The 21,622-nt window shown below is 57.5% G+C and carries 18 protein-coding genes and 1 pseudogene; 18 read left to right on the top strand and 1 reads right to left on the bottom strand.

Annotated elements, in window-relative coordinates:
• The first annotated feature begins 26 nt into the window (after positions 1-26).
• The 3 genes from ACL2XF_RS13815 to pcp all read left to right on the top strand — a co-directional run bounded on the left by ACL2XF_RS13815 (position 27) and on the right by pcp (position 2,524).
• Entirely contained in the window at positions 27-758 is a 732-nt protein-coding gene (locus tag ACL2XF_RS13815; RefSeq protein ID WP_413727048.1) for a DUF969 domain-containing protein, read from the top strand.
• A complete protein-coding gene (locus ACL2XF_RS13810; protein ID WP_413727047.1) occupies positions 755-1,768 on the top strand; it encodes a DUF979 domain-containing protein in 1,014 nt (337 codons plus the stop codon). Before ACL2XF_RS13815 ends, ACL2XF_RS13810 begins: the two co-directional genes overlap by 4 nt.
• 108 nt (positions 1,769-1,876) lie before the next feature.
• On the top strand, positions 1,877-2,524 hold the full coding sequence (gene pcp / locus ACL2XF_RS13805; RefSeq protein ID WP_413727046.1) for a pyroglutamyl-peptidase I: 648 nt from the start codon (positions 1,877-1,879) through the stop codon (positions 2,522-2,524).
• A 684-nt stretch (positions 2,525-3,208) separates the two neighbouring features.
• On the opposite strand, the gene ACL2XF_RS13800 is transcribed toward pcp, so the two are convergent.
• The gene (locus tag ACL2XF_RS13800; RefSeq protein ID WP_410016050.1) at positions 3,209-4,489 is read right to left on the bottom strand and encodes a citrate synthase; all 1,281 of its coding nucleotides are present in this window, start codon (positions 4,487-4,489) and stop codon (positions 3,209-3,211) included.
• A gap of 636 nt (positions 4,490-5,125) precedes the next feature.
• Here ACL2XF_RS13800 and sdhC point away from each other — a divergent pair.
• From sdhC to tolQ, 15 genes and pseudogenes are all read left to right on the top strand, one after another.
• Positions 5,126-5,515 carry a succinate dehydrogenase cytochrome b556 subunit gene (gene sdhC, locus ACL2XF_RS13795; RefSeq protein WP_413722312.1) on the top strand — a complete coding sequence of 130 codons (390 nt, stop codon included), beginning with the start codon at positions 5,126-5,128 and terminating at the stop codon, positions 5,513-5,515.
• Positions 5,509-5,856 (top strand): succinate dehydrogenase membrane anchor subunit, encoded by a 348-nt coding sequence (sdhD, locus tag ACL2XF_RS13790; protein WP_410016048.1) that lies wholly within the window; start codon positions 5,509-5,511, stop codon positions 5,854-5,856. Before sdhC ends, sdhD begins: the two co-directional genes overlap by 7 nt.
• Positions 5,857-7,623 (top strand): succinate dehydrogenase flavoprotein subunit, encoded by a 1,767-nt coding sequence (gene sdhA, locus ACL2XF_RS13785; protein WP_413722313.1) that lies wholly within the window; start codon positions 5,857-5,859, stop codon positions 7,621-7,623.
• Positions 7,624-7,641: 18 nt separating this feature from the next.
• Positions 7,642-8,358 carry a succinate dehydrogenase iron-sulfur subunit gene (locus tag ACL2XF_RS13780; protein ID WP_410016046.1) on the top strand — a complete coding sequence of 239 codons (717 nt, stop codon included), beginning with the start codon at positions 7,642-7,644 and terminating at the stop codon, positions 8,356-8,358.
• 68 nt (positions 8,359-8,426) lie between these two features.
• Positions 8,427-11,234 carry a 2-oxoglutarate dehydrogenase E1 component gene (gene sucA / locus ACL2XF_RS13775; RefSeq protein ID WP_410016045.1) on the top strand — a complete coding sequence of 936 codons (2,808 nt, stop codon included), beginning with the start codon at positions 8,427-8,429 and terminating at the stop codon, positions 11,232-11,234.
• A 15-nt stretch (positions 11,235-11,249) separates the two neighbouring features.
• Positions 11,250-12,485, top strand: a complete 1,236-nt coding sequence (gene odhB, locus ACL2XF_RS13770) for a 2-oxoglutarate dehydrogenase complex dihydrolipoyllysine-residue succinyltransferase (protein ID WP_413722314.1) — start codon at positions 11,250-11,252, stop codon at positions 12,483-12,485.
• Between the two features lie 150 nt (positions 12,486-12,635).
• Positions 12,636-13,802, top strand: a complete 1,167-nt coding sequence (sucC, locus tag ACL2XF_RS13765) for an ADP-forming succinate--CoA ligase subunit beta (RefSeq protein ID WP_410016043.1) — start codon at positions 12,636-12,638, stop codon at positions 13,800-13,802.
• Positions 13,802-14,671 (top strand): succinate--CoA ligase subunit alpha, encoded by an 870-nt coding sequence (sucD, locus tag ACL2XF_RS13760; RefSeq protein ID WP_410016042.1) that lies wholly within the window; start codon positions 13,802-13,804, stop codon positions 14,669-14,671. The genes sucC and sucD overlap by 1 nt, the downstream gene beginning before the upstream one ends.
• Positions 14,672-15,730: 1,059 nt before the next feature.
• On the top strand, positions 15,731-16,300 hold the full coding sequence (locus ACL2XF_RS13755; protein ID WP_413727045.1) for a TetR/AcrR family transcriptional regulator: 570 nt from the start codon (positions 15,731-15,733) through the stop codon (positions 16,298-16,300).
• 745 nt (positions 16,301-17,045) lie between these two features.
• Entirely contained in the window at positions 17,046-18,614 is a 1,569-nt protein-coding gene (gene cydA, locus ACL2XF_RS13750; RefSeq protein WP_413727044.1) for a cytochrome ubiquinol oxidase subunit I, read from the top strand.
• A gap of 14 nt (positions 18,615-18,628) precedes the next feature.
• Positions 18,629-19,768 (top strand): cytochrome d ubiquinol oxidase subunit II, encoded by a 1,140-nt coding sequence (gene cydB / locus ACL2XF_RS13745; RefSeq protein WP_413722318.1) that lies wholly within the window; start codon positions 18,629-18,631, stop codon positions 19,766-19,768.
• Between the two features lie 15 nt (positions 19,769-19,783).
• Positions 19,784-19,882: pseudogene (cydX, locus tag ACL2XF_RS13740) on the top strand (cytochrome bd-I oxidase subunit CydX); the annotation flags it as partial.
• Positions 19,883-19,926: 44 nt separating this feature from the next.
• A complete protein-coding gene (gene ybgE, locus ACL2XF_RS13735; protein ID WP_410016598.1) occupies positions 19,927-20,220 on the top strand; it encodes a cyd operon protein YbgE in 294 nt (97 codons plus the stop codon).
• A gap of 306 nt (positions 20,221-20,526) precedes the next feature.
• Complete coding sequence (ybgC, locus tag ACL2XF_RS13730; protein ID WP_410016038.1) at positions 20,527-20,931, top strand: tol-pal system-associated acyl-CoA thioesterase; 405 nt, start codon at positions 20,527-20,529, stop codon at positions 20,929-20,931.
• Positions 20,928-21,617 (top strand): Tol-Pal system protein TolQ, encoded by a 690-nt coding sequence (tolQ, locus tag ACL2XF_RS13725; protein ID WP_331121173.1) that lies wholly within the window; start codon positions 20,928-20,930, stop codon positions 21,615-21,617. The genes ybgC and tolQ overlap by 4 nt, the downstream gene beginning before the upstream one ends.
• Positions 21,618-21,622: the final 5 nt, after the last annotated feature.

The following is a 21,622-nucleotide window of genomic DNA, read 5'->3' as shown; positions in this document are numbered from 1 at the left end:
TTTTATTCGTCTTCGAGGATCTCATCATGCAACAGGCGGTAAACCTTTGGCCTTTATTGGGCATCCTGGCGATTATCATAGGATTTTTGCTGCGCGTGAACGCTGTGCTGGTAGTCATTATCGCCGGCGTCATTACCGGCCTTGCGGCGCATATGCCCATCACCGTCATCCTGGAAAAACTCGGTTCGGGATTTTTAGCCACCCGTAACCTGGCGTTTATTTTATTGATCCCCCTGGCGGTAATCGGTTTGCTGGAGCGTCATGGCTTAAAGGAGCATGCGCAGCACTGGATCGCCAAAATCAAGCGCGCCACCGCCGGGCGGCTGCTGATCGTGTATTTACTGGCGCGCGAACTGACGGCGGCCATGGGCCTGACCAGCCTGGGCGGTCATCCGCAAATGGTGCGCCCGCTGCTGGCGCCGATGGCCGAAGGCGCCTGCGAAAACCGCTATGGCGATTTGCCGCAGGACGTACGCTACCGCCTGCGCGCCATGGCGGCCGCCACCGATAACGTCGGGTTATTTTTTGGCGAGGATATTTTTGTCGCCTTCGGCGCCATTATTTTCATGCACAATTTTATGCTGGAATCGGCTGGCATCCAGACCGAACCCTTGCATATCGCCCTGTATGGCGTGCCCACCGCCATCTTCGCCTTCCTGATCCACGCGTTTCGCCTCAGGCGCATGGACCAGCGCCTGGCGGCACAGCTCACGGCGCTCAACCAGGCCGCATTACAGTCGGCGGGGAGCGAAAAATGACGTTTCAACAAAACTATCTCTATTGGCTGGCGGGCGTAGTGCTGCTGATTGTCGCGGTGATGTCGCTGCGCGACAAAGCCAACCCCCGGCGCTGGCTGACGGGCGTTTTCTGGGGGCTTTACGGGCTGGTGTTCCTGGTTGGCGACTGGAGCTATGCGCTGACGGCGCGGTTTCTTGGGCCGGGAGCCGATGCGCAGCGCGCGCTGCATATCGGCGTCGGCGTGCTGGTGATCCTGATGGCGCTGATTGCCGGTTTCGGCGGGGTACGGCTGGGCGGCTATCATCGGCGCAGCGCGCAAGAGCGTGAAGAAAGCGCCCGCCGTCTGGGCAATCGCCTGTTTATTCCGGCGCTGGTTATCCCGGTAGTGACGGTGGCTGGCGTACTGTTGTTCAATAACCTTCCCGCGCTACAGCACGGGCTGTTCGGCACCGGCAATAACGCCACCCTGGTGACGCTGTTTTCCATGACCTGCGGCTGTATCATCGGCCTGCTTCTTGCCCTGAGGTATACCCACGACCGGCCGCTCCAGTCGGTACAGGAGGCCAGGCGTCTGCTTGATTCCATCGGCTGGGCCTTTATCCTGCCGCAGATCCTCGCCACCCTCGGGCTGCTGTTCACCAGCGCCGGCGTCGGCAGCGCGATTGCGCACCTCACCGAAACCTATCTGGCGGTAAATAACCGTTTTATCGCGGTGGCGGTATTTGCGGTGGGCATGGCGGCGCTGACCATGATCATGGGCAATGCCTTCGCGGCGTTTCCCATCGTGGCCGCCGGCATCGGTATCCCGATCCTGGTGCTTGAGCACGGCGGCAACCCGGCGGTGATGGCGGCGGTCGGCATGTTTTCCGGCTACTGCGGGTCTCTGATGACGCCTATGGCGGCCAATTTCAACCTGGTGCCGGCGGCGCTGCTGGAATTACCCGACCGCTATGCGGTGATCAAAGCGCAAATACCCACCGGCTTAACGCTATTGGCGGTCAATATTTTCCTGCTCTACTTTATGATGTAACGGGCTAAGCGCCGGCCCTGAAAAAATGACAAGATAAACAGCGATAAAAAAATACTCTGTTGAAAAATAGCGGTGCTGATAGTCGTCGACAATACGAGGGAGTGGAGTATGAAAACCGTCCTGCTGACCGGTTTTGAGCCTTTTGGGGGCGAACAGATCAATCCCTCGTGGGAAGTGGTAAAACAATTCCATCAACGTCGCCTTGGCGACGCCACCGTTATCGCCTGTCAACTGCCCTGTGTCTATGGCCGCTCGGTGCACATGCTTAACGACCTGATTGATCGCCACCGGCCCGCGCTTATCCTGGCGGTGGGGCAGGCGGGCGGCAGGGCACGCCTGTCGGTGGAGCGTGTGGCGATTAATATCGACGATGCGCGCATTGCCGATAACCTCGGACAGAAGCCCATCGACGAGCCGATCATTAACGGCGGACCGGCGGCCTATTTCGCCACCGTACCCATCAAAGCCATGGTCCAGGCCATGCGTGATGCGGGCGTCCCGGCCGAGGTATCGCAAAGCGCCGGTACCTATGTTTGCAACCATGTGATGTACGGCCTGCTGCATCGCCTGGCCCAACTGGACTATGGCGCTAGGGGAGGATTTATCCATACTCCCTACCTGCCGCAGCAGGCGGCGGCGCTGGCCGATGCGCCCAGCATGGCGGCGGATATCATAACGATGGGATTGGACATTGCCATCCGCACCGCGCTGCAAACCGAGCAAGATGCGAAGATTAGCAGCGGCGCGCTCAGCTAAACCATAAAAAAACGCCGCGTAAGCGGCGTCTGACATGCCAGGTCCGCTAACGCTGGACTCAATGCAGACGTGTTAAAGGGAGAGCGTGCCAATGGGGTCGAATCGGGCGTGGTATTCCCGCCCGACCGAGCGCCCCATGGCGCGGTATGCCCGCCAACACCGAGCTCAAAGCAGACGTGTTCAAGGGAGAGCGTGCCAATGGGGTCGAATCGGGCGTGGTTTTCCCGCCCGACCGAGCGCCCCATGGCGCGGTAGGCCCGCCAACACCGGGCTCAAAGCAGACGTGTTCAAGGGAGACCGTGCCAATGGGGTCGAATCGGGCGTGGTGTTCCCGCCCGACCGAGCGCCCCATGGCGCGGTAGGCCCGCCAACACCGGGCTTAAAGCAGACGTGTTCAGGAGAGACCGTGCCAGTGGGGCCGAACCGGGCGTAGTGTTCCCGCTCGACCGAGCGCCCCATGGCGCGGTAGGCCCGCCAACACCGGGCTCAAAGCAGACGTGTTCAAGGGAGACCGTGCCAGTGGGACCGAACCGGGCGTAGTGTTCCCGCTCGACCGAGCGCCCCATGGCGCGGTAGGCCCGCCAACACCGGGCTCAAAGCAGACGTGTTCAAGGGAGACCGTGCCAGTGGGACCGAACCGGGCGTAGTGTTCCCGCCCGATCCAGCGCCCATGGCTCGCCAGACTTATTTGATCTGCGATGTAAATTCGCGTTTATCATACCCGGTATACAGCTGACGCGGACGCGCAATCTTAACGCCGTCGTCATGCATTTCCTTCCAATGGGCAATCCAGCCCACGGTACGCGCCATGGCGAAAATCACGGTAAACATGGTCGACGGAATGCCCATGGCCTTCAGGATAATACCCGAATAAAAGTCCACGTTCGGATACAGCTTCTTCTCGATAAAGTACGGATCATGCAGGGCAATATGCTCCAGCTCCATGGCCACCGCCAGCAAATCGTCAGACAGCTTCAGTTCCTTAAGCACTTCATGACAGGTCTCGCGCATCACAGTGGCGCGCGGATCGTAGTTCTTGTAAACCCGGTGACCGAAGCCCATCAGACGGAAAGAGTCGTTTTTATCCTTGGCGCGTTCAATAAACGCCGGAATATGCTCGACGCTTGAGATCTCTTCCAGCATCCGCAGCGTCGCCTCGTTGGCGCCGCCATGAGCCGGGCCCCATAACGACGCGATACCCGCGGCGATACAGGCGAACGGATTGGCGCCCGACGAACCGGCGGTACGCACGGTGGAGGTGGAGGCGTTTTGCTCGTGATCCGCGTGCAGGATCAAAATACGGTCCATCGCGCGTTCCAGGACAGGATTAACCACATACTCCTCGCACGGCGTGGAGAACATCATATGCAGGAAATTACCGGCATAGGAAAGATCGTTACGTGGATACACAAACGGCTGGCCGATGGAATATTTGTAACACATCGCGGCAACCGTGGGCATCTTGGACAATAAACGGAACGCCGCTATTTCGCGGTGGCGCTCGACATTAACGTCCAGCGAATCATGATAAAAAGCCGCCAGCGCGCCGGTCACGCCGCATAATACCGCCATCGGATGCGAGTCGCGGCGAAAGCCGTTGAACAGACGTGTAATCTGCTCATGCACCATGGTGTGGCGGGTGACGATATCGCGGAATTCGTCATACTGCTCCCGGGTCGGCGCTTCGCCGTTCAGCAGGATGTAGCAGACTTCAAGAAAATTGGAGTGTAGTGCCAGTTGATCAATAGGATAGCCACGATGCAATAAAACGCCTTCGTCACCGTCAATATAGGTAATTTTAGATTCACAGGATGCGGTGGAGGTAAAGCCGGGATCAAAGGTAAAATAACCTTTGCCGCCCAGGGTGCGGATATCTATTTCTTTGGCACCCAGGGTTCCGGTCAATACGTCCAGTTCGATTGGCGCTTCACCGGGTAGGTTCAGCGTCGCTTTATTGTCTGCCATTACAATCTCCTTAGCGCTTTTATGATAAATCTCCCACCGTGGAATACCGGCATGCCCGCGGGGCCTTGCGCTTTTATTGTCAGTCCGTCGCTCCGACTTAATGCAATGCAGGGCACAGAGCGTGAGGATGATGCAAGTTATTCCCGTTCAGGATGAAAGAACGGCGGTTCCCGGTTGTTGAAGATTTACTGATATTAATTTTAGCTAGTTTAACGGAAGTCTAAACCGCGAAGTTTAAGACTCGCTTCACACTGTTGCATAATCTTTGTCGCGGCGAAAGCGTCTCGGCCATTACTTGCATCGGTTATAGCATATCCGCCGCGCCATTTGTAATTGAATTGTTGCTTTTTTGTCAATGCGGTTATATAGATTTAAGGTAATTGTAAAATTCGTGACCCAGGTCACTAAACAGCCTAAATGTTACCAAACAAATTGTAGGGTAATTGTAATCATTATGTGAAAGCCATATACTTCACAAAGGTCTCCGGAAGTCCCTGTTGTAGGAGCACCCAGCGTTATTTAACGCGTCATTTAAGCACAAGGGATTTGTTTATTGAGCACATGACGTGTCATGGTTAGCCTTAACGCTGTCTGAATCCACCCAGGACCGGAGGAAGGAAAAATAATAATAGCTGTGTGGGCAAAACCGTGAAAAAACAAAGGCCTGTCAACCTGGATCTGCAAACGATCCAGTTTCCTGTTACTGCGATAGCTTCTATTCTCCACCGTGCCAGTGGCGTCATCACGTTTGTGGCCGTCGGCATTCTGCTCTGGATCCTCGGATTGTCGCTTTCCTCCGCCGAAGGTTTCGCCCAGGCCGCCGCCATCATGGATAGCTTCTTCGTCAAATTCATTATTTGGGGCATTTTAACCGCGCTGGCGTATCACGTCATCGGCGGAATTCGCCACATGCTGATGGATTTCGGCTATCTGGACGAAACATTTGCCATGGGTAAATTAACGGCAAATGTTACATTTGTGATCACAATTGTGCTGTCAATACTGGCGGGAGTACTCGTATGGTAAGCAATGCTTCGGCACTGGGACGTAACGGAGTTCATGAGTGGTTATTGGTTCGCGCTTCCGCCATCGTAATTTGCCTGTACATCATCTACCTGCTTGGGTTCGTCGTTTTCGCCGACAGCCTGACCTACGATGTCTGGCGCGGTTTTTTCGCCTTACCCATGACGAAAGTCTTTACCCTGCTGACCCTGTTCTCCGTCCTGGTGCATACCTGGATCGGCATGTGGCAGGTATTAACGGATTACATCAAAGTATTGGCGCTGCGCCTGTTGCTGCAACTGGCGATTGTGATCGTATTGTTGGTGTATTTACTTTATGGAACCGTCGTGGTGTGGGGTGCGTAAATGAGTTTGCCAGTAAGAGAATTTGACGCTGTAGTCGTCGGGGCCGGCGGAGCCGGCATGCGCGCCGCGCTGCAGATTTCCCAAATGGGCCTCTCCTGCGCCCTGGTTTCCAAAGTATTTCCCACCCGTTCCCATACGGTGTCGGCCCAGGGCGGCATTACCGTCGCCCTCGGCAATACCCATGAGGACGACTGGCAATGGCATATGTATGATACCGTCAAGGGCTCCGACTATATCGGCGACCAGGATGCCATAGAATATATGTGCAAGACCGGCCCGGAAGCGGTGCTGGAACTGGAGCATATGGGGCTGCCGTTTTCCCGTCTGGACGACGGCCGCATCTACCAGCGCCCCTTCGGCGGCCAGTCGCTCAACTATGGCGGCGGGCAAGCGGCGCGTACCGCCGCCGCCGCCGATCGTACCGGCCACGCGCTGCTGCACACCTTGTACCAGCAGAACCTGAAAAACCATACCACCATTTTTTCCGAATGGTATGCGCTCGATCTGGTGAAAAACCAGGACGGCGCCTTCGTCGGCTGCACCGCGCTGTGCATTGAAACCGGCGAAGTGGTCTATTTCAAGGCCAAGGCCACCATTCTGGCCACCGGCGGCGCCGGGCGCATCTATCAATCCACCACCAACGCCCATATCAATACCGGCGACGGTATCGGCATGGCGCTTCGCGCCGGCGTGCCGGTGCAGGATATGGAAATGTGGCAGTTCCATCCTACCGGCATCGCCGGCGCCGGGGTACTGGTCACCGAAGGCTGCCGGGGCGAGGGCGGTTACCTGCTCAACAAGGACGGCGAACGCTTTATGGAACGTTATGCGCCGAACGCCAAGGATTTGGCCGGCCGCGACGTGGTCGCCCGTTCCATTATGATCGAGATCCGCGAGGGACGCGGCTGTGACGGCCCGCTGGGGCCGCACGTCAAGCTCAAGCTCGATCATCTGGGCAAGGAAGTCCTGGAATCGCGCCTGCCGGGTATTCTGGAATTATCCCGTACCTTCGCCCACGTCGATCCTATCAAAGAACCGATCCCGGTTATCCCCACCTGCCACTATATGATGGGCGGCATTCCCACCAAAGTCACCGGACAGGCGGTAACGGTGGACGCCCAGGGCAACGACGTGGTGATCCCCGGCCTGTTCGCGGTGGGTGAAATTGCCTGCGTATCGGTACACGGCGCCAATCGCCTGGGCGGCAATTCCCTGCTGGATCTGGTGGTGTTCGGCCGTTCGGCGGGCATGCATCTGCAGGAATCCCTGGCGGAGCAGGGGGCGTTTCGCGATGCCAGCGACGACGATATCGACGCGTCTCTTGCGCGCTACAACCGCTGGAACAACAATCGCACCGGCGAGAATCCGGTGGATATCCGCAAGGCGCTGCAGGCCTGCATGCAGAATAATTTCTCGGTGTTCCGCGAAGGCGATGCCATGGCCAAGGGCCTGGCCGAGCTGAAAACCATCCGCGAGCGGCTTAATGACGCGCGCCTGGACGATACCTCCACCGAATTCAATACCCAACGCGTGGAATGCCTTGAGCTGGATAACCTGATGGAAACCGCGTATTCCACGGCGGTGGCCGCCAATTACCGCACGGAAAGCCGTGGCGCCCACAGCCGCTTCGATTTCCCGGATCGGGATGACGAGCATTGGCTGTGCCACAGCCTGTATTTGCCGGAAAGCGACACCATGACCCGCCGCGAGGTGAATATGCAGCCGACATTACGCCCGGCGTTCCCGCCGAAAGTGCGTACCTACTAAAGGCAGAGGGCTTACGTAATGAAAGTTGAAATTTCGGTTTATCGCTATAATCCTGATGTCGACGACAAGCCGCGCATGCAGGACTACCAGCTGGATGTGGACGAAGGCCACGACATGATGGTGCTGGATGCGCTCATCCAGCTGAAGGAACAGGATCCGACCCTGGCGTTTCGCCGTTCCTGCCGCGAAGGCGTCTGCGGCTCCGACGGCGTGAACATGAACGGCAAGAACGGCCTGGCCTGCATCACCCCGCTGTCCGCCCTGCGCAAAGGCGATAAAAAAGTGATCATCCGTCCGCTGCCCGGGTTGCCGGTGGTGCGTGATTTGGTGGTGGACATGGGCCAGTTCTATGCCCAGTATGAGAAGATTAAACCTTACCTGTTGAATAACGGCAGGAATCCACCGGCCCGGGAGCATTTACAAACGCCGCAGGAGCGCGAAAAACTGGACGGATTATACGAATGTATTCTTTGTGCCTGTTGCTCGACCTCTTGTCCCTCCTACTGGTGGAACCCGGATAAATTTATCGGTCCGGCCGGCCTGCTGGCGTCCTACCGTTTCCTGATTGACAGTCGCGACACCGAAAGGGCGGCGCGGCTGGATGAATTGAACGATGCTTTCAGCGTATTCCGCTGCCACAGCATCATGAATTGTGTCAGCGTATGTCCCAAAGGACTGAACCCGACCAAAGCCATCGGGCATATCAAGAGCTTGCTGGTACAGCATAGCGCCTGATAGTAAAGGCAAATACGTTACATGTTAACCACGGCGAAAACTGAAGCTAACAAGCTTAAGGGATCATAATGCAGAACGGCGCAATGAAGGCCTGGCTGGATTCCTCCTACCTGGCGGGGGCGAACCAGTCCTACATAGAGCAGCTCTATGAAGATTTTTTAACGGATCCTGACTCCGTGGACGACAGCTGGAGTTCGATTTTTAAACAGCTGCCCACCGCCGGCGTCAGCCCCGATCAGCTTCACTCCAAAACCCGGGATTATTTCCGGCGCCTGGCTAAGGACGCAACCCGTTATGCGTCTTCGGTCAACGACCCGGACAATGACTCCAAACAGGTTAAAGTCCTGCAGCTTATCAATGCGTTCCGTTTCCGCGGCCACCAGCATGCCAACCTTGATCCGCTGGGATTATGGAAGCAGGAAACGGTGCCTGATTTAAATCCGGCTTTCCATAATCTGACGGAAGCCGATTTCCAGGAAACCTTCAACGTCGGTTCCTTTGCCATCGGCAAGGAAACCATGAAGCTGGCCGACCTGTATGACGCGCTGAAACGCACCTATTGCGGTTCCATCGGCGCCGAATATATGCATATTACCAATACCGAGGAGAAACGCTGGATCCAACAGCATATCGAATCGGTGGTGGGGCAGCCGAGTTTCGATCGCGACGAAAAGAAACGGTTCCTGAGCGAGCTGACGGCGGCCGAAGGCATCGAGCGCTATCTGGGCGCCAAATTCCCCGGCGCCAAACGTTTTTCCCTTGAGGGCGGCGACGCGCTGATCCCGATGCTGAAGGAAATGATCCGTTATGCCGGCAAGAACGGCACCCGGGAAGTGGTGCTGGGCATGGCCCATCGCGGCCGGCTGAATGTGCTGATCAACGTGCTCGGCAAAAAACCGCAGGACCTGTTCGACGAATTCGCCGGCAAGCATAAAGAACATTTGGGCACCGGCGACGTTAAGTATCACCAGGGTTTTTCTTCCGACATGGAGACCGAGGGCGGCATCGTCCATCTGGCCCTGGCATTCAACCCGTCGCATCTGGAAATCGTCAGCCCGGTGGTGGGCGGTTCGGTGCGCGCGCGTATCGACCGGCTCGGCGAGCAAAGCAGCAAGATGGTGCTGCCGATAACCCTGCACGGGGATGCGGCCATCAGCGGGCAGGGCGTGGTGCAGGAAACCCTGAACATGTCCAAGGCGCGTGGCTATGACGTTGGCGGCACGGTGCGTATCGTGGTCAACAACCAGGTCGGCTTCACGACGTCCAATCCCCATGATGCCCGTTCCACCCAGTATTGCACCGATATCGCCAAGATGGTCCAGGCGCCGATTTTCCACGTCAACGCCGACGATCCCGAAGCGGTGGCGTTTGTGACCCGCGTGGCGCTGGATTTCCGCAATACCTTTCAGCGCGACGTGATGATTGATCTGGTGTGCTATCGTCGCCACGGCCACAACGAGGCGGACGAGCCCAGCGCCACGCAGCCGCTGATGTACCATAAGATCAAGAAACACCCGACGCCGCGCAAGATTTATGCCGATCGCCTGGAACGCGATCATGTCGCCACCCTGGAAGACGCGACCGAGATGGTGAATCTCTATCGCGACGCGCTCGACCGCGGCGAGTGCGTGGTAAAAGAGTGGCGGCCGATGAATATGCACTCCTTTACCTGGCAGCGCTTCCTCAATCACGACTGGGACGAAGCCTATCCCAGCGAAGTCGAGCCCAAACGCCTGCAGGAGCTGGCCCGCCGAATCAGTGAAGTGCCGGAAGGCGTGGAAATGCAGCCGCGGGTGGCCAAAATCTATAGCGATCGCGCCCTGATGGCCGCCGGCAGCAAGCCTTTCGACTGGGGCGGCGCTGAAACCCTGGCTTACGCCACTTTGGTCGATGAGGGCGTGCCGATCCGCCTGTCCGGCGAGGATACCGCGCGCGGCACCTTCTTCCATCGCCACGCGGTGGTGCATAACCAGAAAAACGGCTCCACCTATACGCCTTTGGCGCATGTGCACAATGGCCAGGGCACCTTCCGGGTATGGGACTCCGTGCTGTCGGAGGAAGCGGTGCTGGCGTTTGAGTACGGTTATGCCACCGCCGAGCCGCGCACCCTGGTGATCTGGGAAGCGCAGTTCGGCGATTTCGCCAACGGCGCCCAGGTGGTGATCGATCAATTCATCAGCTCCGGCGAGCAGAAATGGGGACGGATGTGCGGGCTGGTGATGCTGCTGCCCCATGGCTATGAAGGGCAGGGGCCGGAGCACTCCTCGGCCCGCCTGGAGCGCTATCTGCAGCTGTGCGCCGAACAGAATATGCAGGTCTGCGTCCCCTCCACGCCGGCGCAGATTTATCATATGCTACGGCGCCAGGCCCTGCGTAATATGCGTCGGCCGCTGATTGTGATGTCGCCGAAGTCGCTGCTGCGTCATCCTCTGGCCATCTCCTCGCTGGAGGATATGGCGTACGGCAGCTTCCTGCCCGCCATCGGCGAAATCGACGACCTGGATCCCCAGGGCGTCAAGCGCGTCGTGCTCTGTTCTGGTAAAGTTTATTATGATTTATTGGAGCAACGGCGCAAGAACGGGCAGCAGGATGTGGCCATCGTGCGTATCGAGCAGCTATACCCGTTCCCGCACCAGGCGGTGCGGGATGCGCTGCAACCTTTTGCCCATGTCCAGGACTTTATTTGGTGCCAGGAAGAGCCGCTTAATCAGGGCGCCTGGTATTGCAGCCACCATCATTTCCTTGAGGTGATTACTCCGGGTGCATCGCTACGTTACGCGGGACGCCCGGCTTCCGCCTCGCCGGCGGTTGGGTATTTGTCCGTGCACCAGACACAACAAAAAAATCTGGTCAATGACGCGCTGAACGTTAATTAAATATAAGGATAGATAATGAGTAGCGTAGATATTCTGGTTCCCGATCTTCCTGAATCGGTTGCCGATGCAACCGTCGCCACCTGGCATAAAAAGCCCGGCGATAGCGTCCAGCGTGACGAAGTGCTGGTGGAAATCGAAACCGACAAAGTGGTGCTGGAAGTTCCCGCGCCCGAGGCGGGCGTGCTGGATGCCCTGCTCGAGGATGAAGGCGCTACCGTCACCTCCCGCCAGGTGCTCGGACGCCTGCGTCCCGGCGACAGTTCCGGCCAGGAAACCTCGGAAAAAGCGCAGAGCAAGGAATCCACCCCGGCGCAGCGCTACACCGCCGGCCTGGAGGAAGAAAATAACGAAGCGCTGAGTCCGGCCATTCGCCGCCTGATCGCCGAACATGATTTGAAAGCCGAAGAGATTAAAGGCAGCGGCGTCGGCGGGCGCATCACCCGCGAGGATGTGGACAAACACCTGGTCGCCAAAAAAGCCGAACCGGCTCCCGCCGCGGCGCCGGTTGCCAAGGCGCCGGCACCGGAGCCTGCGGTTGCCGGATTGGGCAACCGCAGCGAAAAACGCGTGCCGATGACCCGTTTGCGCAAACGGGTCGCCGAGCGGCTGCTGGAAGCCAAAAACAGCACCGCCATGTTGACTACCTTTAATGAGGTCAACATGAAGCCGATTATGGATCTGCGCAAGCAGTACGGCGATGGCTTTGAAAAACGCCACGGCATCCGCCTCGGGTTTATGTCCTTCTATATTAAAGCGGTGGTGGAAGCCCTGAAGCGCTTCCCGGAAGTTAACGCGTCTATCGACGGCGAAGACGTGGTCTACCATAACTACTTTGACGTCAGCATCGCGGTATCCACTCCGCGCGGGCTGGTCACGCCGGTATTGCGCGACGTGGACGCGCTGGGCATGGGCGATATTGAAAAAGCCATAAAGGAACTGGCGGTTAAGGGACGCGACGGCAAGCTGAAAGTGGAAGAGCTGACCGGCGGCAACTTTACCATTACCAACGGCGGCGTATTCGGTTCGCTGATGTCTACGCCCATTATCAACCCGCCGCAAAGTGCCATCCTCGGCATGCATGCCATCAAGGATCGGCCGATGGCGGTGGGCGGCCAGGTGGTTATCCTGCCGATGATGTACCTGGCGCTGTCCTACGATCACCGTCTGATCGACGGCAAGGAATCGGTAAGTTTCCTGGTCACGGTCAAAGAGATGCTGGAAGACCCGACGCGCTTATTGCTTGATGTATAGCAATCGTCGGCCGCGGGCCGGGAAATCCCCGGGCCGCGGCCGGCAGGTTGCCTGCGGGACGTAGCGCCATGGCGCCTACGGAAAGCACCACTCGAGGGCGGCTGAAGTGCGCCGCCGCCGACACTCCCAGACGAAGATGGAAACAACATCATGAACTTACATGAATATCAGGCAAAACAGCTGTTTGCTCGGTATGGTCTGCCTGCCCCCACGGGTTTTGCGTGCACCACGCCACGGGAAGCGGAAGAATCCGCCTCCAAGATCGGCGCCGGTCCCTGGGTGGTAAAATGCCAGGTTCACGCCGGCGGCCGCGGCAAGTCCGGCGGCGTCAAGGTCGTTAACAGCAAGGAAGAAATCCGCGCTTTTGCCGAACACTGGCTGGGCAAACGCCTGGTGACCTATCAAACGGACGCCCTGGGCCAGCCGGTCCACCAAATCCTGGTGGAAGCGGCAACCGATATCGATAAGGAACTTTACCTGGGCGCGGTGGTTGATCGCGGTTCCCGGCGCGTGGTCTTTATGGCCTCCACCGAAGGCGGCGTGGAAATTGAAAAAGTCGCGGAAGAGACGCCGCACCTGATTCATAAGGTTTCCCTCGATCCCCTGACCGGCCCCCAGCCGTTCCAGGGCCGCGAGCTGGCGTTTAAGCTGGGCTTGTCGGGCAAGCAGGTCGGGCAGTTCACCAAAATCTTCATGGGCCTGGCCGCGCTGTTCCTGGAGCGGGACCTGGCGCTGGTGGAAATTAATCCGCTGGTTATCACCAAGGAAGGCAATCTGGTCTGCCTGGACGGCAAGCTGAGCGCCGACGGCAATGCCCTGTTCCGCCAGCCGGAGCTGCGGGAAATGCGCGATAAGAGCCAGGAAGACGCCCGCGAGGCCCAGGCGGCGCAGTGGGAACTGAACTACGTGGCGCTCGACGGCAATATCGGCTGTATGGTGAACGGGGCCGGCCTGGCCATGGGCACCATGGATATTGTTAAACTGCACGGCGGTTCGCCGGCCAACTTCCTGGATGTGGGCGGCGGCGCCACCAAGGAACGCGTTACCGAGGCTTTTAAGATCATTTTGTCGGATGAAAACGTCAAAGCGGTGCTGGTGAATATTTTCGGCGGCATCGTGCGCTGCGATCTGATTGCCGAAGGCATTATCGGCGCGGTGGCGGATGTGGGCGTCAACGTGCCGGTGGTGGTGCGTCTGGAAGGCAACAACGCCGAGCTGGGTGCTAAAATCCTGGCCGAGAGCGGCCTGAATATCATTGCCGCCACCAGTCTGACCGATGCGGCACAACAAGCGGTTGCCGCGGTGGAGGGAAAATAATGTCCATTTTAATCGATAAAAATACCAAGGTTATCTGCCAGGGATTTACCGGCAGCCAGGGCACATTTCACTCCGAGCAGGCGCTGGCCTACGGCACCAAGATGGTTGGCGGCGTCACGCCGGGCAAGGGCGGCACGGAGCATTTGGGCCTGCCGGTGTTCAATACCGTGCGTGAGGCCGTGGAAAAAACCGGCGCTACCGCCTCGGTTATCTATGTGCCCGCGCCGTTTTGTAAAGATTCCATTCTCGAGGCGGTGGACGCCGGCATTGAGCTGATTATCTGCATTACCGAGGGTATTCCGACCCTGGATATGCTGGTGGTGAAAGCCAAGCTGGAACAGAGCGGCTCACGGATGATTGGGCCGAACTGCCCGGGCGTTATCACCCCCGGCGCATGCAAGATTGGTATTATGCCCGGCCATATCCATAAACCGGGCCGGGTCGGTATTGTGTCGCGTTCCGGCACCCTGACGTATGAAGCGGTGAAACAGACCACCGATACCGGGCTGGGGCAGTCCAGCTGCGTGGGTATCGGCGGCGATCCGATCCCCGGCTCGAGCTTTATCGATATCCTGAAATTGTTCGAACAGGATCCGCAGACCGAGGCGATTGTGATGATCGGGGAAATCGGCGGCAGCGCGGAAGAAGAAGCCGCCGCCTATATCAAGGATCATGTCACTAAACCGGTGGTGGGGTATATTGCGGGCGTTACCGCGCCCAAAGGCAAGCGTATGGGGCATGCCGGGGCGATTATCGCCGGCGGCAAGGGCACGGCGGACGAGAAATTCGCCGCGCTGGAAGCGGCCGGGGTAAAAACCGTGCGCAGTCTGGCGGAGATTGGCACCGCGCTGAAAACCCTGTTGTCATAAGTGCGCCGCGCCCGTTGACACGTTTGTTTGGGATCGGTGTTGGCGGTCCTAGCATGCCATGGGGCGCTCGGTCGGGCGGAAACACCACGCCCGATTCGACCCCATTGTCACGCTCTCCCTTTAACACGCCGCGTTGAGATCGATGTTGGCGGGCATACCGTGCCATGGGGTGCTCGGTCGGGCGGAAACACCACGCCCGATTCGACCCCATTGTCACGCTCTCCCTTTAACACGCCGCGTTGAGATCGATGTTGGCGGGCATACCGTGCCATGGGGTGCTCGGTCGGGCGGAAACACCACGCCCGATTCGACCCCATTGGCACGCTCTCCCTTTAACACGCCGCGTTGAGATCGATGTTGGCGGGCATACCGTGCCATGGGGCGCTCGGTCGGGCGGAAACACCACGCCCGATTCGACCCCATTGGCACGCTCTCCCTTTAACACGCCGCGTTGAGATCGATGTTGGCGGGCATACCGTGCCATGGGGCACTCGGTCGGGCGGGAAAAGCACGCCCGATTCGACCCCATTGGCACGCTCTCCCTTTAACACGCCGCGTTGAGATCGATGTTGGCGGGCATACCCTGCCATGGGGCGCTCGGTCGGGCGGAAACACCACGCCCGATTCGACCCCATTGGCACGCTCTCCCTTTAACACGCCGCGTTGAGATCGATGTTGGCGGGCATACCGTGCCATGGGGCGCTCGGTCGGGCGGGAAAAGCACGCCCGATTCGACCCCATTGGCACGCTCTCCCTTTAACACGCCGCGTTGAGATCGATGTTGGCGGGCATACCGTGCCATGGGGCGCCCGGTCGGGCGGGAAAAGCACGCCCGATTCGACCCCATTGGCACGTTCTCCCTTTAACATGCCGCGTTGAGATCGGTGTTGGCGGGCATACCGTGCCATGGGGCGCCCGGTCGGGCGGAAACACCACGCCTGATTCGGCCCCATTGCCACGCTCTCCCTTGAACACGTCTGCTTTAGGCGCGGCGTTGGCGGGTCTGGCGCGCTATGGAACTAATTGAACTGGTCGGTTCAGTTAGGCATAATGGGCGCCATGGGCAGACAAAAAAAATTCAGTCGTGAGGGTGTGCTGGAGAAGGTGATCCCCGTCTTCTGGCGGCACGGCTTCGCCGGTACCACCTTGGCGCATCTCGAAAAGGCGAGCGGGGTGAATAAATCCGGCCTTTACGCCGAGTTCAGGGATAAGGACGACCTGTTCCTGGCGTGTCTGCGCCACTATATCGATCGGCGCGCCGTGCATGCGGCCTTAAGCGCCCGCCCCCAGGGCTGGGGCAATATCGAGGCGTTTTTGCGATTGTCCTGCGGCTCCCCGGAGCCTCAGGATAGCGTTTGCCCTCAAGGTTGTCTGGCGGTTAACTCCATGCGTGAATTCGCGCTGTTGCCGGCCGGCGCCATCGACATCATTACGCAACTGCGTGAAACGATACGCCCGCTGCTGGTGGAGAATATCAGGGCGGAGGAGACGCGCACCGACGCGGAGATCCTGGCGGAAATGGTGTCGGTATTTTTTTCGGGTCTGTGCATTGAGCAGAACCTGCAACGGGGGTTTGCCGATACCGACTGTAAAATAAGGCGGTTTATGCAGGCGCTGCGTACATTGTAGGCGGCTTTTATGCCCGATCGCCGGATCGAGGTGCACAACCTCCTCGCCGTTTCCCGCCGCCCGCCGTGCAGCATGATGCATTAGCCGTATCATCGTATTGGCGCCCTCGCCCGAAGCATCTGTCACTTCCTTTTTTTATTCGTCGCCTCATCACATTTATTGCAAATTAAATTCATCATTATCATAGCGCGCTTCTATTGCATGATTAGGCCATCCAATAATGCTAACGTAACAAATAAAAAATATCCCTTGGGTTTTATTTTCTTTTAACTTAATTTCGCGATCTTATTAATTACAGTTTTTTAACATTAACGCTTTTATAGAATAAATAAATAACAATATTTAACATACGTGGTGAAAAATTGCGATAAATCAATGATTTTTGATGGCGTTTTATGTTCAAATCAGGATAACTTGCGCTGGCGCAATTTTACTGCCGATGTCGGGTAAGGCCGGATTTGATCGAGAGGTGATTTCCTAACCTGCATCACGAAAAAAGGTATTTATCCTGAGTAAGTTGAGGGGTACTATATGGTTGGTTTAAATCCGGTTAGTGCGTTTCATTAAAATCCGTCGTCGGTTTACCGCTTAGACGCCTGGGCGTTGTTTTTTGGCCGGCCGAACCGATTGTCGGGAACAATTATAAACTCTTTATTATTCACCGCGGGTTGTTGCGTCGCTTTGTTTCGCCAGGGCGCCAGATTACCGCACGTGGGAACCATCCTGCGAGGAGCAAGGAGTCAACATGTTTGATGTCGTCGAACTGTCACGGTTACAGTTTGCCCTAACGGCGATGTACCATTTCCTGTTTGTCCCACTCACCCTGGGGCTGGCGTTTTTATTAGCCATCATGGAAACGGTGTACGTCCTGTCCGGCAAAAAAATCTATAAAGATATGACTAAATTCTGGGGCAAGTTGTTTGGTATCAACTTTGCCTTGGGGGTAGCCACCGGGCTGACCATGGAGTTCCAGTTCGGAACCAACTGGTCGTATTTTTCCCACTACGTCGGCGACATTTTTGGTGCTCCGCTGGCCATCGAAGGATTAATGGCCTTCTTCCTGGAGTCCACCTTTGTCGGCCTGTTCTTCTTCGGCTGGGATCGCCTGAGCAAAACGCAGCATCTGACGGTTACCTGGATGGTGGCGTTAGGTTCCAACCTGTCCGCACTGTGGATACTGGTGGCCAACGGCTGGATGCAAAACCCTATCGCGTCGGATTTCAACTATGAAACCATGCGTATGGAAATGGTCAGCTTCGCCGATCTGGTGCTCAATCCGGTGGCGCAGGTAAAATTCGTGCATACCGTGGCCGCGGGCTACTGTACCGGCGCCATGTTTGTCCTTGGCATCAGTTCCTATTACCTGCTTAAAGGCCGGGATATCGCCTTCGCCAAACGGTCTTACGCCATCGCGGCGGCGTTCGGCATGGCGGCGGTGTTGTCGGTTATCGTGCTGGGTGATGAATCCGGCTATGAAATGGGCGACGTGCAAAAAACCAAACTGGCGGCCATCGAGGCGGAATGGGAAACACAGCCGGCACCGGCCGCGTTTACCCTGTTTGGCATTCCCGATCAGTCCATCCAGCGCAATAACTTCTCCATCCAGATCCCTTTTGCCCTGGGCATTATCGCGACCCGTTCGACGGATCGCCAGGTGACCGGCATCAAGGATCTGATGGTGCAGCATCAGATCCGTATCCGCAACGGCATGAAAGCCTATGAGCTGTTGCAGCAGCTGCGCGGCGGCCATGCCGATCCGGCGGCGCGCGCCCAGTTCAACGCGATAAAACAGGATCTGGGCTATGGCCTGCTGCTGAAACGCTATACGGATGACATCCCCAACGCGACCGAAGAGCAGATCCAGAGCGCCACCAACGACTCTATCCCGCGCGTGGCGCCGCTGTACTTCTCCTTCCGCATCATGGTGCTGGGCGGCGTGCTGATGCTTCTTATCATCACCATGTCCTTTTGGAGCGTGGTGCGTAACCGTATCGGTCAACGGCCGTGGCTGCACCGCGCCGCGCTGTACGGCATTCCCATTCCCTGGATCGCCATCGAAGCCGGCTGGTTTGTCGCGGAGTACGGCCGCCAGCCCTGGGCCATCGGCGAAATACTGCCGACCGCGGTGGCCAATTCCAGCCTGACCGCCGGCGATATCCTGTTCTCCATGGGGCTTATCTGCGGACTCTATACCCTGTTCCTGGTGGCCGAAATGTATTTGATGTTCAAATATGCGCGCCTGGGGCCTAGCAGCCTGCATACCGGCCGCTATCATTTCGAGCAGCCGACGCTCGCCACGCAGAAAGTCTATTAACAGGAGCCTACGCCATGTTTGACTATGAAGTATTACGCTTAATCTGGTGGGCGCTCATCGGTGTCCTGCTGATAGGCTTTGCCGTAACCGACGGTTTCGATATGGGCGTCGGCATGCTGATGCCCCTCCTTGGCCGAACGGATAACGAACGCCGGGTGATGATCAATACCATCGCCCCGCACTGGGAAGGCAACCAGGTCTGGCTGGTCACCGCCGGGGGGGCGCTGTTCGCCGCCTGGCCGATGGTGTACGCCGCGGCGTTTTCCGGCTTTTATATCGCCATGATCCTGGTGCTGGCTTCGCTGTTTTTCCGCCCGGTGGGTTTTGATTACCGTTCCAAGATAGAAGATCCGCGCTGGCGCGGCATGTGGGACTGGGGCATCTTTATTGGCAGTTTCGTGCCGCCGGTGGTGATCGGCGTCGCCTTCGGCAACCTGCTGCAGGGCGTACCTTTCCACGTGGATGAATACCTGCGCCTGTTTTATACCGGCAATTTCTTTCAATTGCTGAACCCCTTCGGTTTGCTGGCGGGCATTGTCAGCCTGGCGATGTTTATCGGCATGGGGGCGACCTATCTGCAAATGCGCGTCAGCGGCGATCTGCTGGTGCGGGTGCGTACCGTCGCGCAAATCAGCAGCCTGGTATCCATGGTGGCATTCCTGCTGGGCGGCGTGTGGCTGGTTAACGGCATCGACGGTTTTACCATCACTTCGGTCATCGATACCAACGCCGTGTCCAATCCGCTGAATAAAACCGTCGCGCACCAAGCCGGCGCGTGGCTGGCGAATTATCACAGCTTCCCGCTACTCTGGGCGATTCCCGCGCTGGGCGTAGTATTGCCGCTGCTGACCTTGCTGTGTTCCCGGCTCGGCAAAGGCGCATGGGCGTTTATTTTCTCATCGCTGACCGTGGCGTGCATCATCCTGACGGCGGGGGTTACCCTGTTTCCGTTTATCATGCCGTCGAGCACCATGCCGGAAGCCAGCCTGACGGTATGGGACGCCACCTCGAGCCTGCTAACGCTGAAGGTCATGACCATCGTCGCCGTTATCTTTGTGCCGATTGTGCTGCTGTATACTATCTGGTGTTATTACAAGATGTATGGCCGCATTACCAAAGAGCATATCGAACAAAACGCGCATACGCTGTACTGAGGAAGGAGCTGAAAAATGTGGTATTTTGCCTGGATATTAGGAACGCTGCTTGCCTGCGCCTTCGGTATTATTACGGCCCTCGCGCTGGAGCATCATGAAGATAGCCAGCCGGGCGTCGTCGGGTCCGACGGTGAGCGGGTAGAGAACGACCTGAAGTGATCAGGTCCGTTACCGATTTCCTCTACCGCCTGACCGACAGCAGCCCGTTGCGGCTGCTGTCGCTTATCATGGCGCTGGCGCTTGCCGGCTGCGTCTTCTGGATGCCGGCGCGTTTTGCCTCCACCACCAGTTCGCTCACCGCCTGGCATAATTTGCTGATTGTCTGGGCGGTATGCGCAGGCGTTATCCACGGCGTGGGTTTTCGCGCGCGCCGATGGGGATGGCGGCTGGCGTTTTTGCCGCTGGCGGCGATAGTGGTGCTGGCCATCGCGCTGGGTTATTTATTTCTCTAAACAGCCAAGCGAAACAACGCTGTTTTTAGCGTTGTTTCAGCGACCGCATTTCACCGCAAAGCCTTTGCGAATAAAGCCCGTCGCCGCAATAGGTTATTTCACTATTCCCGCATTTCATTAACACAACGGGTATAATGCCGGGTCTTTTTGTCAGCACTTGCGCTATATTCTTTACATTGCCCGTCCCACGCGGCGCCGGTGCCCGCTTTATCCATAATTATTTTCATTCATCCGAGGTAATCCATTCCAAACGGTGTTGCTCTTGCGTATAGTAAGCACCGTTGTTTTGCGTTGCTGGGATGTACAGTGAGTAATACGTTATTCCGATGGCCGGTACGCGTCTATTATGAAGATACGGACGCCGGGGGTGTGGTTTATCACGCACGCTACGTGGTTTTTTACGAAAGGGCCCGTACCGAAATGCTGCGCCAGCATAATTTCCATCAGCATGCCTTCCTCAGCGAGAATATCGCGTTTGTGGTAAGGCGCATCACGGTGGACTATCTCGCCTCAGCGCGTCTGGACGATTTGCTGCAAGTGGAAAGTGAAATCGTCTCAATGCGCGGTGCCTCTCTGACTTTTGCGCAACGCATCCTGAACGCTGAAGGGCAACTTCTCAGCCAGGCGGATGTTTTGATAGCCTGTATTGATCTACACCAAATGAAGCCTGTCGCGCTTCCTAAGTCTATTGTCGCGGAGTTCAAGCAGTGACTGACATGAACATTTTTGATCTGTTCCTGAAAGCAAGCTTTCTGGTTAAACTGATCATGTTGATTTTAATGTGCTTTTCCATTGCATCCTGGGCGATCATCATCCAGCGCACCCGTATTTTAAACACGGCCACCCGCGAGGCGGAAGCCTTTGAGGACAAATTCTGGTCCGGTATTGAATTGTCCCGCTTGTATCAGGAAAGCCAGACCCGCCGCGACGTGCTGACGGGATCCGAGCAGATTTTTTATTCCGGCTTTAAAGAATTCGCCCGTTTGCACCGCGCCAACAGCCATGCGCCTGAAGCGGTGGTGGAAGGCGCCTCGCGCGCCATGCGGATTTCCATGAACCGCGAGCTGGAAGCGCTGGAAACCCATATTCCTTTCCTCGGCACCGTGGGCTCCATCAGCCCGTATATCGGCTTGTTCGGCACCGTCTGGGGCATCATGCATGCCTTTATCGGCCTGGGCGCGGTTAAGCAGGCCACCCTGCAAATGGTTGCTCCCGGTATCGCCGAAGCGCTGATCGCCACGGCCATCGGCCTGTTCGCCGCTATTCCGGCGGTGATGGCCTATAACCGCCTTAGCCAGCGCGTGAACAAGCTGGACCAGAACTACGACAACTTTACCGAAGAGTTCATCGCCATCCTGCATCGCCAGGCCTTCGCCAGCAGCGATAGCGCTAAGTAGAAGGA

This window comes from Sodalis sp. RH19 (genome assembly GCF_047324215.1).
Taxonomy (GTDB): Bacteria; Pseudomonadota; Gammaproteobacteria; order Enterobacterales; family Enterobacteriaceae; genus Acerihabitans.
Note: the sequence above shows the minus strand (reverse complement) of the source record. Positions and strands in the feature narration are given on the sequence as shown.